Annotated in this window: 12 protein-coding genes; 9 read left to right on the top strand and 3 right to left on the bottom strand. The window is 70.3% G+C overall.

Annotated elements, in window-relative coordinates:
• Positions 1–2 precede the first annotated feature (2 nt).
• The 3 genes from ASG63_RS21675 to ASG63_RS21665 are packed head-to-tail and all read right to left on the bottom strand — an operon-like array spanning position 3 to position 2,385.
• Positions 3–971 (bottom strand): amino acid--[acyl-carrier-protein] ligase, encoded by a 969-nt coding sequence (locus ASG63_RS21675; protein ID WP_082559452.1) that lies wholly within the window; start codon positions 969–971, stop codon positions 3–5.
• Positions 971–2,134: an acyl-CoA dehydrogenase family protein gene (locus ASG63_RS21670; RefSeq protein WP_056221610.1), complete on the bottom strand. Its 1,164-nt coding sequence runs from the start codon at positions 2,132–2,134 to the stop codon at positions 971–973. Before ASG63_RS21670 ends, ASG63_RS21675 begins: the two co-directional genes overlap by 1 nt.
• Positions 2,131–2,385 carry an acyl carrier protein gene (locus ASG63_RS21665; protein ID WP_244472596.1) on the bottom strand — a complete coding sequence of 85 codons (255 nt, stop codon included), beginning with the start codon at positions 2,383–2,385 and terminating at the stop codon, positions 2,131–2,133. Before ASG63_RS21665 ends, ASG63_RS21670 begins: the two co-directional genes overlap by 4 nt.
• A gap of 429 nt (positions 2,386–2,814) precedes the next feature.
• Here ASG63_RS21665 and ASG63_RS21660 point away from each other — a divergent pair, with 429 nt between their 5' ends.
• The 9 genes from ASG63_RS21660 to ASG63_RS21620 all read left to right on the top strand — a co-directional run bounded on the left by ASG63_RS21660 (position 2,815) and on the right by ASG63_RS21620 (position 15,445).
• A complete protein-coding gene (locus ASG63_RS21660) occupies positions 2,815–3,903 on the top strand; it encodes an acyltransferase family protein (RefSeq protein WP_056221604.1) in 1,089 nt (362 codons plus the stop codon).
• A gap of 253 nt (positions 3,904–4,156) precedes the next feature.
• On the top strand, positions 4,157–5,344 hold the full coding sequence (locus ASG63_RS21655) for a glycosyltransferase (RefSeq protein WP_056221601.1): 1,188 nt from the start codon (positions 4,157–4,159) through the stop codon (positions 5,342–5,344).
• Positions 5,345–5,356: 12 nt separating this feature from the next.
• Positions 5,357–7,555: a GumC family protein gene (locus ASG63_RS21650; protein ID WP_056221596.1), complete on the top strand. Its 2,199-nt coding sequence runs from the start codon at positions 5,357–5,359 to the stop codon at positions 7,553–7,555.
• Between the two features lie 110 nt (positions 7,556–7,665).
• Entirely contained in the window at positions 7,666–8,772 is a 1,107-nt protein-coding gene (locus tag ASG63_RS21645; protein WP_056221802.1) for a glycosyltransferase family 4 protein, read from the top strand.
• Between the two features lie 41 nt (positions 8,773–8,813).
• The gene (locus tag ASG63_RS21640; RefSeq protein WP_056221593.1) at positions 8,814–9,959 is read left to right on the top strand and encodes a glycosyltransferase family 4 protein; all 1,146 of its coding nucleotides are present in this window, start codon (positions 8,814–8,816) and stop codon (positions 9,957–9,959) included.
• The gene (locus tag ASG63_RS21635; protein WP_056221590.1) at positions 9,940–11,199 is read left to right on the top strand and encodes a glycosyltransferase family 4 protein; all 1,260 of its coding nucleotides are present in this window, start codon (positions 9,940–9,942) and stop codon (positions 11,197–11,199) included. Before ASG63_RS21640 ends, ASG63_RS21635 begins: the two co-directional genes overlap by 20 nt.
• On the top strand, positions 11,196–12,569 hold the full coding sequence (locus ASG63_RS21630) for a glycosyltransferase family 4 protein (RefSeq protein ID WP_244472595.1): 1,374 nt from the start codon (positions 11,196–11,198) through the stop codon (positions 12,567–12,569). Before ASG63_RS21635 ends, ASG63_RS21630 begins: the two co-directional genes overlap by 4 nt.
• Entirely contained in the window at positions 12,566–14,077 is a 1,512-nt protein-coding gene (locus ASG63_RS21625; RefSeq protein ID WP_056221587.1) for a lipopolysaccharide biosynthesis protein, read from the top strand. Before ASG63_RS21630 ends, ASG63_RS21625 begins: the two co-directional genes overlap by 4 nt.
• 114 nt (positions 14,078–14,191) lie before the next feature.
• The gene (locus ASG63_RS21620; protein WP_056221585.1) at positions 14,192–15,445 is read left to right on the top strand and encodes an O-antigen ligase family protein; all 1,254 of its coding nucleotides are present in this window, start codon (positions 14,192–14,194) and stop codon (positions 15,443–15,445) included.
• Positions 15,446–15,608 lie beyond the last annotated feature (163 nt).

Raw genomic sequence — 15,608 nt, 5'->3', positions numbered from 1 at the left:
GATCAGCCCCACAGAGTGATGTGCACGGCATCCGGCCAGGCGGCAAGGTCCAGGCCGTGATGGCGCAGGAGCGCCAGGGTGATCCGTTCCAGGCCGAAGCCGACGCAGGCAGTGTGCGCGACGCTGCCGTCGGCTTGGCGCAGGTTCCAGGTCGTTCCGAAATGGTCCTGATGGTAGTTGAAGCTGAGGCAGGCGGTCGGCTTCTCGACGCTGTTCACCGGCACGTTCAGCTCGAACTTCAGGTTCTGCTGGCGCTGGTTGTTGGCGAGCATCCGCCCGGCCCGGCCGAAAAACGGATCGTTGGCGACGTCGATCGCCAGCGGCAGCAGGAGGCTGCGGATCATCTCGGTGCCGCGGGCGAGCCAGGATTCACGGAAGGCCAGCACCTGCTCGGGGCTGCCCATGCGCACGTATTCGCGCATCCGGAAGAGCTGCATCCGGGTCGGCTCCAGGCTAGGCTCGCGCCGGAAACAGTACGATTGCAGGTCGAACAGGCCGCCCTCTTCGGGCAGGCGGCCGCGCGCTGCGGCGGCCGGGTAGAGGGGGTAGCAGGCTGCGGGGGTGAGCACGATGTCCGTCGCCTGCTGGTGACCGGTCCAGTCGCTCCGGGCTTCGACGCAGGCGAGAAGCTCGGCATGCTCCGCCTCGTTGCCGCAGAAGCTGTGAATGGTGCCGGCGAGATTCGGGAAACCCTTGAGGTAGCCGCTGCGCTCGAAGGCTGGCCGGCTCATGCCGGGGGGAAAGCGCATCACCTCCGCCCCGTCCGCCGCGCCGAGGCGGCTGATCAGGCGCTCGAGGGCATCGACGACGCTCTCGAAGGCGCCGCTGCGGCCGTAGAGGCCGTCGACGCCGGTGCGTACCAGGAGGCCCTGGTCGAACAGGCGGTCGAGGAAGCTCGGGACGCCGTCCGGGGCCTCGTCGAAGATTTCGGCGGCGCGGGACTCTGCCCGGGGAGAGAAGGTCGAGTCCATCACGCGCTCATGAGCTGGCCGCCGCCCTTCTGCACGAGCAGAAGCTTGGCGGTGTTGGCGAGGATGCGGTCGTTTCCGATCATCAGCGGCGCCGACAGGACGTCGCGCAGTGGCCGGCCGAGGCTGAAGGGCGTGCCGTTCTGGTAGCCGGCGAGGCCGACGATCGAGAGGGCGCGCTGCACGATGTCGACGGCCATCTCGGAGGCGGTCGTCTTCAAGTTGTTCAGCATGACGGAGAAGCCGATCGACCCGATGGTGTCGACGTCTCCCTGCGCGTCCTCGTAGCGGCGCAGCGCCGACACGATGGCGGCCCGCATCGCCTGGAGGGCGTTCGAGACTTCCGCGAGGCGCAGGGCCGTCGGCGGCACCTGCCCCGGCTGGCGCCGGGCCTCGGCCTGCACGAAGGTGCGGGCGCGGTCGACAGCGGAATTGGCGATGCCGAACCAGACGCTGCTCCACAGGAGGTGCGAGGAGGCCAGCATCGACTGGGCCGCAATCTCCGCGAAGGGCTTGGGCAGGATCTGCTCGACGGGAATGTTCCGGGCCTCCAGGCGGAAGCCGTCGCTGCAGGTGCCGCGCATGCCGAGAGTGTCCCACACGCTCTTGCGCTCCAGGGAGACCTGGTCGGCGAACAGTGCCACCAGCACTTGGTCGGAGCCCGCGGCCTCCGGGTGGCGCCGGGCAGTGGCGAGGATCAGGTCGGCCTGCGTCCCGTAGGAGATCACGGAGGCGTCTTTGCCGAGGGCGAAGACGCCTCCGGTGGTCTCGACGGCGCAGAAGCTGGTGCGCAGGTCGCCGCCGATCCCGGCCTCCGTGGTCGAGGAGGCGACGAGGAGCTGCTCCTGGGCGATCCGCTCCATCAGGTGACAATGCCACGCGCTGTCCAGGCCGTGGGCCACGAGGCTCGCGACCTTGATGTGGTGCATCGCGAACACCATCGCGGCACTGCTGCACGCTTGCCCAAGCGTGCAGCACAGGTCCGCGATCTCTCTCAGCCCGGCCCCTTCGCCGGCGAACTGGCTCGGGATCTGCAGGCCCAACAGGCGCTCCGCCTTGAGGGCCGTGACCGCTTCCAGGGGGAAGCGGCCGTCTCGGTCGACGGCGTCGGCATGGAGCGCCGCGATCGTCGCTGCCCGCTGCGCGCGCTGGGCCAGGGTACTCATGCGGCCTGCGGATGGAGGACGGTGGCCACGGTCTCGCGGATCGCAGCGATCGACGCGAAGGACTTGCGGGTCAGGAACTCGTCCGGGAACTCGATGCCGAACCGCTCCTCGAGGGCCAGCATCAGCTGGACCGAGCCGAACGAGTCGAGGCCTCGATCGAACAGGCTGTCGTCGTCGCCGATCTGTTCGGCGACCGGCGCGAGCACCTCATTGGTCGCGAGGATCTCGCGGATGTCCTGGGAGGTGACCAAGGTACGGCTCCTTTCTAAGCAATAGCACATGTATTGGCTGGCGATTTGAATTGTCAAACAACAAGGGCCACGATGGTAAATACCGGGCTCTGTTGTGTGCGATCGGGTTTGTCGACGGCCGACGCTCCGATGCTCACCCAGCGCGCCGGTCTTCTGATCGATCTTCGTGCCAATCCTAGAGGAAGGCGACTTTACAGGCGCTTCCCTCAAGATCCTCCGGCTCGGAAATTCACCGGCATTCGCAGCGTCAGCGACAACACCTGATAGCTTGGTAAACAAAGTCTCGCAATAATTGACAAAAGGCGGAACGATTCAGGATAATGCCTGGAATGACGTGACTTTGCGGGCCGGCGCGCGCTCAGGTTCGACGATCAGGCGTTGACCGGGCCCGCTCCCGTTCGGCGGACGCACACGATCCTTCGGCGAGAGATGATCTACAACCTGCAGATCCTGCGCGCCCTGGCGGCCTATTCGGTCTTCCTGACGCATTTCGGACTGTACGCGGGCCCCATCCTGCCGAGGCCCGACGTGATGGCGTTCGGAGCGGCGGGCGTGGACGTGTTCTTCGTCGTGTCCGGCTTCATCATGTTCGTGAGCACGGCCGGGCGAAGCGAGACCCCCGGTTCGTTCCTGCTCCGTCGGGCGATTCGCGTGGTACCCCTCTACTGGCTCGTCACCCTCGGGCTGGCGCTGATCGCGCTTGCCGGACTGAAACCCATCGGCATCGTCGAGCTGCGGCCGGATTACGTGGTGCAGTCACTGCTGTTCCTGCCGTTCTCGCGGGGCGGCTACGTCGAGCCCCTCAATTCGGTGGGCTGGACGCTCAACTACGAGATGTTCTTCTATGCCGGCTTCGCCGCCTTGCTGCTCGTGTCGGACTTGCGCGCGCGGTTGATCGGCCTGGCCGCCGCCTTCGGTGCGCTGGTCCTGCTCGGCCTGGCGCCGGTACCGGGCCTCTACTGGGCCTATTACACGAAGCCGATCGTGCTCGAATTCGTGGCCGGTGCGGCTCTGGGCTACGCCTATCTCCGCTGCGGGGCGCCCTCGCCCGGCTTCCCGGTCCGGCGGGCGGCCGTCGGCGCGCTCGCGGTCGCGGGCGCCCTCATCCTCGGTGGGCAGGCGGTGGCGGGCGCCCTCGGCGCCGATTTGGAGATGACGGGGTTCCTGCGCCCTCTTGTCTGGGGGAGCGCCGCAGCGCTCGCCGTCGGCGCGCTGCTTCTGCTGGAGCGGGGCGGCATCGTCCTACGCTCGAGGTGGCTGTTCTCCCAGGGGAACGCCAGCTACGCGTTCTACCTGATCCACAATCTGATGTTGCATGCCGGCGCCAAGGTGGCGGCCGTTCTGGTGGTTCCCGGTCCCCTGCGCGTCGTCCTGGTCTTCGTCCTGGCCTTCAGCGCTTCCGTGCTCCTCGGGGAATGGCTGTTCCGCTGCGTGGAAAGGCCCATCGGGGCCGCCCTGCGGCGGTTGTGCGACCGGAGCCCGGGCCCTGGGCCGCTGCCCGGCGCGGTTCCTTCCTGAACGAACGGACGCCGCGATACGAAACCACCGTCTGTCTTGATCCTTCCTAAAACCCTAATACGGGCAGGCTGATTTTCGATAAAAGCGTCCGCAGACTGTTATCTCTAAGTACTGATCGTGCGTAAGATGACTTCAGTACATGGGTTTATCATAGTAGTTTAGTTCGAAGAGAGAATGCTCTTAGGGGTCGGTGTCATGCCGTCCGTCTGCGGAGGTTCTCTCGGTGTCCGGCAGGCCGGCGAGGATGGTTCGGATGCGTATCGCGATCGTTCACGACTGGTTATACGTGGTCGGAGGCGCCGAGCAGGTGCTGCGCCAGCTGCTGAAGATCTATCCGCAGGCCCATATCTATACCCTGTTCGACTTCCTGCCCGAGTCCGCGCGGGCCTATCTCGGCTACACGCAGGCGCGCACGAGTTTCATCCAGCGCCTTCCCCTCGCGCGCACGCGGCACCGGCACTACCTGCCGCTGATGCCGCTCGCCATCGAGCAGTTCGACCTGTCGAGCTACGACCTCGTCATCTCGAGCAGTTACGCCGTGGCCAAGGGCGTACTCACCGGACCGGACCAGCTTCACGTGTCCTACGTCCACTCCCCCATGCGCTACGCCTGGGATCTGCAGCACACCTATCTGCGGGAAAGCGGCTGCGCGAGCGGCCTCAAGGGCCTGCTCGCTCGGCTCATCCTCCACCGGATGCGCCTGTGGGACTACCGCACCGCCCCCGGGCCGAACGCGATCATCGCCAATTCCGGTTTCGTGGCGCGGCGGATCCACAAGGTCTACGGCCGCGGCGCCGAGGTGATCCCTCCGCCCGTCACCCTGTCCAGCCAGCGCTACGACGGACCGCGGGGGAACCACTTCCTGGTGGCGAGCCGCCTCGTGCCCTACAAGAACGTCGAAGCCGTGGTGCGTGCCTTCGCGCAGCTGCCCGGCCTCGACCTCGTGGTCGCCGGCACCGGTCCGGAGGCCGAGCGGCTGAGGGCGATCGCGACCCCGAACGTCACCTTCGCGGGGTTCGTATCCGACGAGGAGCTGCGCCGTCTCATGGCCACGGCCCGCGCCTTCGTCTTCGCGGCGGAGGAGGATTTCGGGATCATCGTTGTGGAGGCCCAATCGGAGGGCACGCCCGTCCTCGCCCTCGGGCGCGGCGGCGCTCGCGAGACCGTGCAGGTCCGTGGGCCGAACCGCACGGGCCTGTTCTTCGACACGCCCGAGCCCGATGCCATCGCGTCCTGCGTCTGCGACTTCATCCGCCAGGAGGACAGCTTCACCCGCGAGGCCTGCCGGAACCAGGCGGAGCCGTTCTCCTCCGATCTGTTCCGCATCCGCTTCTCGCGCTTCGTCGACGAACAGCTCACGATGCATCGCGCCGCCTGCGAGCCACGCCTGCGCACCCTCTCCCGGCTCGAGGCCGTTCCCCGCTTCGAAGCCGTGTCCTGAGGAGCGGCGCGTATGTCCCTCCTCACCCTCGACATGCCCGACCGCGCGCCGGCCGCCGGGCGCGTACCCGAGCAGGACCGCGAGCGCGGCGGCGCGCTCATGGCGCCCCTCCTCAAGATCTGGCGCCGCCGCGTCCTGTTCGTGACCGTCTTCGTCGCCGTCCTCGGGCTCGCGGTGGCCATCCTGTTGCGCACACCCGCCCAGTACGTGGCGACCGGGTCCGTCATCGTGGCCGAGCCGGAGCCGGGCGCCAGCAACGCCTCGATGGCCTGGATTCAGAAGCTCGGCGATCCGGCCGATCTGGAGAGCCAGATCCTGGTGATCCGCTCGCCCCGCCTCATGCGTCTCGCCGCCGAGAGCGGCCTCGCCGAGGCGGTGATGTCCGAATGCCGCGAGACCGTCACCCGTGGGCATCCCGACCGGATCACGGAGAAGAAGGATGCCGTCTGCGCCAAGCTCGGCGCGGACCGCGACGCGCTCGTGGAGTATCTGCAGAAGCGCTACATGGTCGGCAGCGCCGGCCGCTCCCGCGTCATCGCCATCGGCTACAAGTCGCCGCTGCCCGAGGTGGCGCAGACGATGACCAACGCGCTCATCAACGCCTTTCTGGAAGACCAGCGCAACGCGCAGGCCTCGAGCCGCAAGGCGGCCACCGACTGGCTGTTCACCGAGATCAAGCAGCTCGACGCCTCGATCCGCGACGACGAGGCGCGCATCCAGGCCTTCCGCCGCCGTAAAGGCCTCGTGAAGGGTGCGACCGGTCCGATCAGCGCCGAGCGCCTCACCGGGATCAGCCAGCAGCTCGCGGCCGCCGAGGCCGCCAAGGCGGATGCCGCTGCACGCCTGAAGGAGATCGAGGCCGACCGTCGACGCGGCTCCGACAGCGCCCCGGCGGTGCTCGCCAGCCGCGCCGTAGGCGACCTCAAGCAGCAGATCAGCGGCGTCAGTGCGCAGCTCGCCAACCAGAGCACTCTGCTTGGCCCGAACCACCCGACCGTTCGCGCCCTGCAGACCGAGCAGGCCAGCCTGCGCGCCCGGATCGACCGGGAACTCGCCAACGTCGCCGATGGCCTGCGCAAGACCTACGAGGCCTCGAACAGCCTGGCCCGCTCCCTCCGCGCCCAGATGGACGCCGCCAAGTCCGAGGCGGCCGCTGCCATGGACGACGAGGCCTCGATCGAGGGCATGGTCCGCAATGCGGAGATCAAGCGCGCCCGCTATGCCGACCTCGTGAAGCGGGCGAGCGAGCTGGAGACCGAGCGCCGCATCCTCACCGGCAGCACTCGCTTGGTCAGCCTCGCCGAAGTGCCCCAGGAGGCGTTCTCGCCCAAGCCCGTCCCGTTCCTGGTCGGGGCCGTCGTACTGGCGACCGTGCTCGCCGCCGGCGCCGCCCTCCTGCGCGATCTCGCCGACCGCCGGGTCCGCACGCCCGCCCAGCTGGTGGCCGGCACCGGCGCCCCGGTCTTCGCCCAGCTGCCCTGCCTGGCTGCCGGCGGCCTGATGGGCCGCCTTTCCGACCGGCGCCGCGAACTGCCGCTGGCCGAGGCCCTGCAGCGGGCGCAGGCGGATCCTGGCATGCGGAACGTGCTGCGGACCCTCCACGCCCACCTGTTCCTGGCGGGCGGCGACGGCTCGCGCACGGTGCTGGTGACCTCGGGCAAGCCGCGCGAGGGCAAGTCCTTCACGACCTTCGCCATTGCCGGCCTCAGTGCCGCGAGCGGTCGCCGTGTCCTGGTGATCGAGTGCGACCTGCGCCGGCCCAACTTCGAGGCCTCCCTCGGTCTGGGCCGCAGTCCCGGCCTCGCCGGCATCCTGCGCGGCGAGATCGACGCGGCGGCGGCCGTCATCGCCAAGGACGGATTCGACGTCATCCCGGCCGGCGTTCCGACGCCGGACTCGACCGAGCTTCTGATGAACCACCGCATGGCGAACCTCCTGCGTTGGAGCCGGCGCTACGACCTCGTGCTCCTCGACAGTCCGCCGACCAGCCTGCTGATGGATGCTTGCATGCTCGCCCGCCACGTGGACGGCGTGCTCTGCTGCACCCGTGCGGGCCGCTCGCAGCTGTCCGATACGATCGAGACCGTGACGAGCCTGCGTCAGGCCGGCGGCGCCGTCCTCGGCATCGCCATGACGATGGTCAAGCCCGGCGGCCAGCCGGCCTACGAGGCCATGCCCCTGTCCTTGCCGCATCGTACGGGAGCCGCCTGATGGCCGGGACGCTCTCGACCGCGACCGGTTCCGAGCGGGCGCGCACCGCGCATCTGGTGGAGGCGCGGGCGGCCCAGCCCCGGGTGCTGTTCGTCAGCCACACCGGCACCATGTCCGGCGCCGAGCTCGTTCTGCGGGACGTCGTGCGGGCCTGGCCCGGCTCCCAGGCCTTCCTGTTCGAGGGCGGCCCCCTCGCCGACGCCCTGCGGGAGGCCGGCCTGACGATCCGGCTCGCAGCGCCGGGCGCCGACCTCTCCGGCCTGCGCCGGGACGTCTCCCCCTGGCGCGCCCTTCCGGTGCTCGGCAGCCTCGCCCGTTTGGCGCGGGACCTCGCCCGGGCCGCGCGCGGCTGCGACGTGGTCTATGCCAATTCGCAGAAGGCCTTCCTGCTCGCGGCCCTGCCGGCCCGTCTCGTCGGCCGCCCTCTGGTCTGGCACCTGCACGACATCCTCGACGGCGCCCATTTCGGCCCGGCGCAGCGGATCGTGCAGGCCCGGCTCGCCAATGCCTGCGCGGCGTGCGTCATCGTCCCCTCGCGGGCCGCGGCCGAGGCGTTCGTGCAGGCGGGCGGACGCCGGGACCGGGTGACGGTGGTGCCGAACGGCCTCGATCTGATCCTCGACCCGCGCCCCGTGGCCGAACTGCGCACGGAACTCGGCCTGCCCGCCGGACCTCTCGTCGGTGTGTTCAGCCGTCTCGCGCCCTGGAAAGGGCAGGACGTCGTGATCGAGGCGCTGGCCGAGGTGCCGGGCCTGCGCTGCGTCGTGGTGGGCTCGGCCCTGTTCGGGGAGGATGCCTACGCGGCGGGCCTGCGCGACCTCGCGGCGGCCCGCGGCGTCGCCGACCGGGTCCTGTTCCTGGGCCAGCGCAGCGACGTGCCTCGCCTGATGCAGGCCGTCGATGCGGTCGTTCATCCCTCCGTGGACCCCGAGCCGTTCGGCCGGACCCTCGTCGAGGCGATGCTGGCCGGCGTGCCAGTGGTCGCCACTGATGCCGGCGCTTCCAGCGAGATCCTCGACGGCGGCGCCCTCGGCACCCTCGTACCGCCCCGTCGCCCCGACCGCATCGCCGCCGCCCTCGCCGAGATCCTGGATCGCCCGGAGGCCTTCGCGGAGCGCACTCGCCTGGCTCGCGAGCGGGCCCTCGCCCGCTACGGCGCCACCCGGATGCAGGACGACCTCGCCGACCTGATCCGCCAGGCCGCCGCTCGCCCGTGACGCTGACGGACAATCCCCCCATCCGGAGCCGCCGAGCCACGATGACCCGCGTCCTCGTCAACATGCCGAGCCAGCATGGCGGCCGCCCGTCCGGCGTGGCGTTGGTCGCCTTCCGGGTGATCGCCGGGCTGCTCGACCGGGGCACCATCACCGTCGTCCTGCGCTCGCCCTGGACCCGCGCGCAGCTGCCCGAGGCGATTCGCGACCGGGTCGCGGTCGTGACCGTGCCGCGCCCGCGCCTGATGATCCTCGACGTCCTGCGCCAGGCCGTCACCGTCCCGGCCCTGTGCCGGGCGGAAGGGATCGACCTGGTCTTGAACGCCGATCCCTACGGTGCGGCCTTCGGCGGCCTGGCCCGCGTCACCGTCGTGCACGACCTCTACTTCCGAACCATCCCGGACTGCACCGGGTGGCGCGAGGCGCTCACGACGGACCTGATCTTCCGGCTGGTCCTCGGCAACAGCGCCCGGGTGATCGCGGTCTCGGACACCACCCGGGACAGCCTCGGGCAGTTCTACCCCTCCCTGCGCGAGCGCGTCCGGAGCGTGCCCTCGGCGGCCATGCTCGATGCGTCGGCGACGGGCGGCATCGCGCCCGAAACCGCGCGGGGCGCCTACGTTCTGGCGGTGGGCAACGCCACCCACAACAAGAACTTCGCCGCCCTGGCGCATGCGGCCGCGGCGCTCTCCCAAACCCATCCCGACCTTGCCATCGTCCATGTCGGCGAGGACGCGCAAGAGACCATCGCGGCGGCCCTGGCGGGGGCGCCGGTGCGGCTGACGCGCCTGTCGCGCATCGGCGAGGATCGCCTCGCCGCTCTCTACCGGGACGCCCTGTGCCTGTGCGTACCCTCCTTTGCCGAAGGATTCTGCCTGCCGGTGCTGGAGGCGCAGACCCTGGGCTGCCCGGTGCTGTGCTCGGACCGCTCGGCGACGCCCGAGATCGCCGGGAATGGTGCGCTCACCTTCGATCCCGCCGATCCCGCTGCGCTCGCCGCGGCCCTGCGCCGCCTCCTGCACGAGCCCGACCTGCGCGCCGACCTGATCGCGCGGGGCCACGCCAATGCCCGACGCTACGACTGGGCCGAGACCGCCCGGCGCTACGAGAGCGTGCTGCTCGAGGCCTTGCGGGACGCCGCCCGCCCAATGCCCGCCGGGGAGGCCTCGGATGCGCATCCTGCACCTTAGCTCCCTCTACGCCCCCGAGCAGGTCGGCGGCGCCGAACTGATGGTGGAGACCCTGGCCCGGACCCAGGCCGGCCTCGGCCATGCCGTGGCGGTGGCCTGCGCCTCGCGCCGGGTGGAGGCGCCGACCCTCCAGGACGGGGTCACCGTCTACCGGACCGGCCATGGCACGCCCTTCCACAGCCTCGACTGGCCGCAGCACGGACGCCTCGACCGCCTCCGCTACAAGCTCGCCACGCAGTGGAACCGGAAGACGGTGATCCGGATGGAGGCGGCGGTCCGCGCCTTCGCCCCCGATGTCGTCAACACCCACTCGATCTCGGAGATCACCCCGGCCGTCTGGCCGATGCTCCGGCGCCTCGATATTCCGGTTGTCCACACGCTTCACGACTTCACCAGCCTGTGCACCAACGGTGCGATGGCGAAGCACGGACGCGCCTGCGCCGGCCAGCACCTGAAGTGTCGGCTCTACGGCGAGCCGCACCGCCGCTGCCAGCGCGCGGTCTCCGCCGTCGCGGCGGTCGGCACCGACATCCTGGACCGGCACCTGGCGGCCGGGTTCTTCGCGGAGATTCCCGACTCGCTGCGCCGAGTGATCTGGAACCCGATCGCCTCCGGTGGCCCCGCCGCTCGTCCGCCGCGCAGGCCCGGCGATCCGGTCGTCTTCGGCTCCCTCGGCCGCATCGAGGCGTCGAAGGGCACCGACGTGTTGCTGGCGGCCTGCCGCCACCTGCCGCCCGAGGGGTGGCGCCTCGTCGTCGCCGGCCGGGCTGCGGATGGGCTCGCGCGATACCGCGCCCTGGCCGAGGGGTTGCCGGTAACGTTTGTCGGGTATGCCGAGAAGGATGCCTTCCTCGACGCCATCGACTGTCTCGTCGTCCCGCCGGTCTGGCCGGAGGCGTTCGGCCGGACGGTGGCGGAAGCCTATGGTCGCGCCGTGCCGGTGATCGGAACCGCCGTGGGCGGGATCGGCGAGCAAATCGGCGCCGGCCCCTGGCTCGTCCCTCCCGGCGATGCGTCCGCCCTGGCCGCCGCGATGGCGCGGGTCGTGGCGGCGCCGGAGCGCCTTCCCGAGGGCCTGTCCCGCGCCGAAGCCGTTCGCTCGGGCACCGACCCCGACGTCGTCGCCGGCGCCTATCTCGAGCTCTACGCCGCCGTTCGCGCTGGCGTCGCGACCTCCCCCCATCCTCTCCCGCCGGTGGCCTTCTCCGAGCCCCCGCGTCTCGACGAGTGTCGCCCATGACCGCTTCCATGATGACCGCGTCCGAGATGGCCACCGCCGCGATGACGGCCCCGGGCCTCACCCGCGCCCAGCTGGCCCCGTCCGCCGCCCCGGCGCTCGCGGTGCGCGGCGCGGAGAGTGCCGCACGGATCGCCGCCACCGGGCCGCTGCGCATCCTACATCTCAGCGCGCTCTACCCGCCCTACATCGTTGGCGGCGCCGAGCGGTCGGTGGAGCATCTCGCCGAGGAGCTGGTGACGGCCGGCCACACGGTGGCGGCGGCCTGCATCGCCCGGGAGGCCGAGCCCAAGATCGTGCGCAACGGCGTCACCGTCTACCGCATGGCCCACAACAACGATTTCTGGCTGGAGGACTGGCCGAAGGCGACGCGGGTCGGCCGCACCTGGGCCAAGCTGAAGCAGCAGTGGAACTTCGCCATCGCCGCGGAGTTCGGCCGCGTCCTCGACGATTTCCGGCCCGACATCGTCAACACCCACTCGCTTCTCGACGTCTCCACCCTGGTCTGGCGGGAGGCGGCCAAGCGCGGCATTCCGATCGTCCACACGGTCTGCGAGTACGACCTGATCTGCGGCAATGCCGCGATGTTCCGGCACGGCAAGCCCTGTACGCACTGGCACCTCGGCTGCAAGGTGGTGAACGCCACCAAGCAGATCACCAACCGGGCGGTGGGCGCCGTGGTCAGCGTCGGAACCGAAATCCTGAAGACCCACGTGACGCACGGCCTGTTCCGCCACCTCGCGCCGGAGCGCCGCCGGGTCATCTACTATTCCTGCACGGTGCCGGACGGCGACCCAGAGGCGCGGCGGCGGATCGACCGCACCGGTCGGCCGATGACCTTCGGCTATCTCGGCCGCATCAACGTCGAGAAGGGCGTCGGCACCCTCGTCGACGCATTCCGCGCGGTGGGCCCCGGCGACTGGCGCTGCCTCGTGGCCGGCCAAGCGATGGACGACTCGATCGACCGCTTCACGGCGCAGGCCGAGGGGCTGCCGATCGAGTTCGTGGGCTGGGCCAAGCCCGCCGACTTCCTCAGCGAGATCGACGTGCTCATCGTGCCCTCGTTCTGGGCCGAGCCCTCGCCGCGGACGATCTACGAGGCCTACGTCATGGGCGTGCCGGTGATCGGCGCGGCCTCGGGCGGCATCCCCGAGCTGATCGGCGAGAACAACGCCGAATGGCTGTTCACGCCGGGCAACGAGGCCGAGCTTGCCGACCGAATCCGGGCCGTGATCGCCCGCGGCCGCGTCGGTCTGCCGGACGAGCGCAGCTTCCAGCACGTCATCCGGGAATCGACCTCCGAGCGCGTGGCGGAGAAGTATCTCGATCTCTACGCCGAGCTTGTGGACGAGCGCCGGGCCGACCGCGCGTGAGCGCCACCGCACTGCTTCCGGGGCAGGCCGCCACCGCCCCGGCCGCCCTCGGGGTCACCGACGAGCCGGACGTCTCCGGCCGCTCCTTCGCGGCGGCCCGCTGGGTGGCGCTGGCCTCCGTCGGCAACGTCGTCCTCAGCTTCGGGGTGTTCCTGGTCCTGGCCCGGCTGATCGAGCCTGCCCAGTTCGGGCTCGTCGCCGTCGCCGCCGTGTTCATCGACATCCTGCAGATCGTCGCCCGCGGCGGCCTGCCCGACGCGGTGGTCCAGCGGGCCGATCTCGAGGAGGCCTTCGCCGCTACCGCCTTCTGGGTCACCCTGGCCTCCAGCGTCGTCTACGCTGCGGCCCTCGTCGCCCTGTCCTGGCCGATCGCCTGGCTGCTCGACCTGCCCGAGCTGCGGCCCGCCCTCTGCGCGCTCTCCGCCTGCTTCGTGATCTCGGCGCTGGGCGCGATCCACGAGGCGCGGCTCCAGCGCAGCTTCGGCTTCCGCAAGCTTGCCCTCCGGGCGCTCGGCGCGAACCTCCTCGGGGGCGCCGCCGCTCTGGCCCTGGCGCTCGCGGATTACGGGGTCTGGAGCCTCGTGGTCCAGCGCCTCGTCGCCACCGGCGCGACCACGCTCCTGACCTGGGCGGCGATGCCCTGGGTCCCGGCCCGGCGCCTGGATCTCGCGGCGGCCCGGCGCCAGATCGCCTTCGGCTCCCGGGTCTTCTCCACGAACCTGCTGCTGGTCTTCTCGATCCGCAGCCAGGAGGTGATCGCCGCCTATTTCCTGTCCACCGCCGATGTCGGCCACCTGCGCCTCGCCTGGCGCTGCATCGACCTCGTGAGCCAGGTCGCGGTGATCCCGTTCTCGGCGGTTGCGCTGACCACCTATGCCCGCCTGCAGGACCGACCGGCCGACCTCGCCGCCGCCTTCCACGACTTCACCCGGACCTCCGCCTTCCTGGCGCTGCCGGCCTTCTTCGGTATGGCGGCGGTGGCCCCGACGGTGATCCCGTTCCTGTTCGGCGAACAGTGGCACGACGCGGCGCCGGTCCTGCGCATCCTGGCGCTGCTCGCGCCGGAATTCGTCGTGACCTCCATGCTGTGGATGATCTTCACGGCGCTGGGCCGCAGCGGCACCGCCCTGAAGCTCGCCGGCGCCCAGTTCGGGATCGGGGCCGTGACGGCGATCCTCACCGGACCGTTCGGCCTGTCGGCCCTCGTCATCGGCCACGTGGTCCGGGCCTACCTGTTCTCACCCCTGATCGTCGCGCGGGCCGGGCGCTTCGTGCCGGTGAGCAACGGGGGCCTCGTCGGGGTGCTGCTGCCCGCCACGGCCTGCGCCGGCGCCATGGCGGCCCTGGTCTTGCTAGTGCAGGAGCCCATCAACGCGGCCCTCGGCGACCGACTCGGCCTCGTCGCCTGCGTGACCCTGGGCATGATGGCCTATGGCACCCTCGCCCTTGTCTTCCTGCGTCCCACCGTCCGCGCGGCGCTCGGGTTCTTCGTCCGCCGCGGCGGCTGAGCCACCGGCCTCCCGGCACCTGCACGCTTCGCAAACCTTTGCGCGCCAGAGTGCACGCGCGGGCGGAGGCATGCCCGAGCCGGGCACGCGGCGTCTTCTCGGGGGGCCGGAGCGATGACGGGACCAGCGGGGCCGATGGCGGCCGGGATGCGGCGGACGCGGGCGGTGCCGATCATGGCCGACCGTGCGGCCGTGTTCCTGCTCGGGGTCGCCCTGCAGCTCAACGTCCTGACCTCGAGCTTCGGGCTTCCCTTCCAGCGCCTGTCGGACCTCCTGCCCTTCCTGCTGATCCCCTGGTTCGGCCTGCGCCGCGCCGTGATCGCCGAGGGGCTGCGCCAGGCTGTCCCGATGGGGGCCGTCGGAATCCTGATCGCCCTCTCGCTGGTGCTGAAGGCCGAGATCCAGGCCGGCGACGTCTACCTGACCCTCGTCCTGCTGCTCTACTTCGTCCTGGCGATGATCCTGCTTGTGATGTTCCGCGACCGGAGCCTGGAGAACGCCTTCTGCTGGGGCCTTCTCGCGGGCCTCGGCGGCTCGCTGGTCGTCCTGCTGCTCTCGTCCTCCGGTTTGCCGCTGGACCGCTTCGGCCTCGGCGTCCCGACCGATGGCCTGGACGAGGAACTCAAGCTCTTCGTCGAGGACAAGCAGGGCGGCCTCTGGGCTTCCGGCAACGAGACCGGCCACGTCTTCGCCCTCGGCGGGGCGGCGGCCCTGCTGCTGAGCCTGCGCTACCGCTTGAACCTGATCTACCTTGCCTATTTCGCGGCCCTGCTGGCGAGCTTTCCCCTGACCAACAACCGCTCCGGGCTGTTCATGCCGGTGCTGATCCTGCTGGTGCTGATGCGCCGGAGCATCCGGCTGCAGGTGGTGCTGCCCGTCCTCGGGGTGCTCGGGATCCTGCTCATCGGCTTCTCGATGACCGGCGAGATCCCCCTGCCCCAGAAGTTGGCGCAGTCCATCGAGACGCGCTTTGCGGGCGACGGCAACGTCTCGGGCAACGCCGACGAGCGCTTCATTTCCGGCTTCACCGCCCTGCAACTCGTGGTGGAATACCCGTTCGGTGTCGGCGAGACCACGCGGCGCGAAGAACTCCGCGCCCTCACCGGGCTGGTGACGCCGCATAACGGCTTCGTCTCCCTGGCGCTCCAGAGCGGCATCGCGACGGCGCTGCTCCTCCTCGCGGCCCTCGTGCGCATCGCCCGCGCACCCGCCGCCGCCGGTCCCTTCGTCGCCTACACGGCCCTGTTCCTGGTGCCCTCGATGATGTTCGAGGAATTGTCGGTGAACCAGTACTTCCTCTTCTTCATGGCGGTGCTGCTGGCCTCGCGGGTCGTGCGGTCCGGTTCGGAGCCGGCAACCGGGCGCTAGGGGTACGGGCGGCACGTCGGCCGATCCGGTCGCCCCAAGGTTCTCGTCCGGTGCCCACTTCTACCGGTGTCGACCTCCCTGGGTGTCCCCCCGCACGCGGGGGCGCCACGGCAGCGTTGACCTGTTCCATCCGCCAAAATAGATGATAAACATAATCTTAGAG

Origin of the sequence: Methylobacterium sp. Leaf94 (genome assembly GCF_001426045.1) — a bacterium.
GTDB lineage: Bacteria > Pseudomonadota > Alphaproteobacteria > Rhizobiales > Beijerinckiaceae > Methylobacterium.
The sequence above is the reverse complement of the archived record's forward strand: the minus strand, read 5'-3'. Positions and strand labels throughout refer to the sequence as shown.

Coding starts and splice junctions, on each gene's coding strand:
- ASG63_RS21670 (WP_056221610.1), bottom strand. CDS start 2,134: ATGAGTACCCTGGCCCAGCGCGCGCAGCGGGCAGCGACGATCGCGGCG.
- ASG63_RS21655 (WP_056221601.1), top strand. CDS start 4,157: ATGCGTATCGCGATCGTTCACGACTGGTTATACGTGGTCGGAGGCGCC.
- ASG63_RS21630 (WP_244472595.1), top strand. CDS start 11,196: ATGACCGCTTCCATGATGACCGCGTCCGAGATGGCCACCGCCGCGATG.
- ASG63_RS21640 (WP_056221593.1), top strand. CDS start 8,814: ATGACCCGCGTCCTCGTCAACATGCCGAGCCAGCATGGCGGCCGCCCG.
- ASG63_RS21620 (WP_056221585.1), top strand. CDS start 14,192: ATGACGGGACCAGCGGGGCCGATGGCGGCCGGGATGCGGCGGACGCGG.
- ASG63_RS21675 (WP_082559452.1), bottom strand. CDS start 971: ATGGACTCGACCTTCTCTCCCCGGGCAGAGTCCCGCGCCGCCGAAATC.
- ASG63_RS21660 (WP_056221604.1), top strand. CDS start 2,815: ATGATCTACAACCTGCAGATCCTGCGCGCCCTGGCGGCCTATTCGGTC.
- ASG63_RS21650 (WP_056221596.1), top strand. CDS start 5,357: ATGTCCCTCCTCACCCTCGACATGCCCGACCGCGCGCCGGCCGCCGGG.
- ASG63_RS21645 (WP_056221802.1), top strand. CDS start 7,666: ATGTCCGGCGCCGAGCTCGTTCTGCGGGACGTCGTGCGGGCCTGGCCC.
- ASG63_RS21635 (WP_056221590.1), top strand. CDS start 9,940: ATGCGCATCCTGCACCTTAGCTCCCTCTACGCCCCCGAGCAGGTCGGC.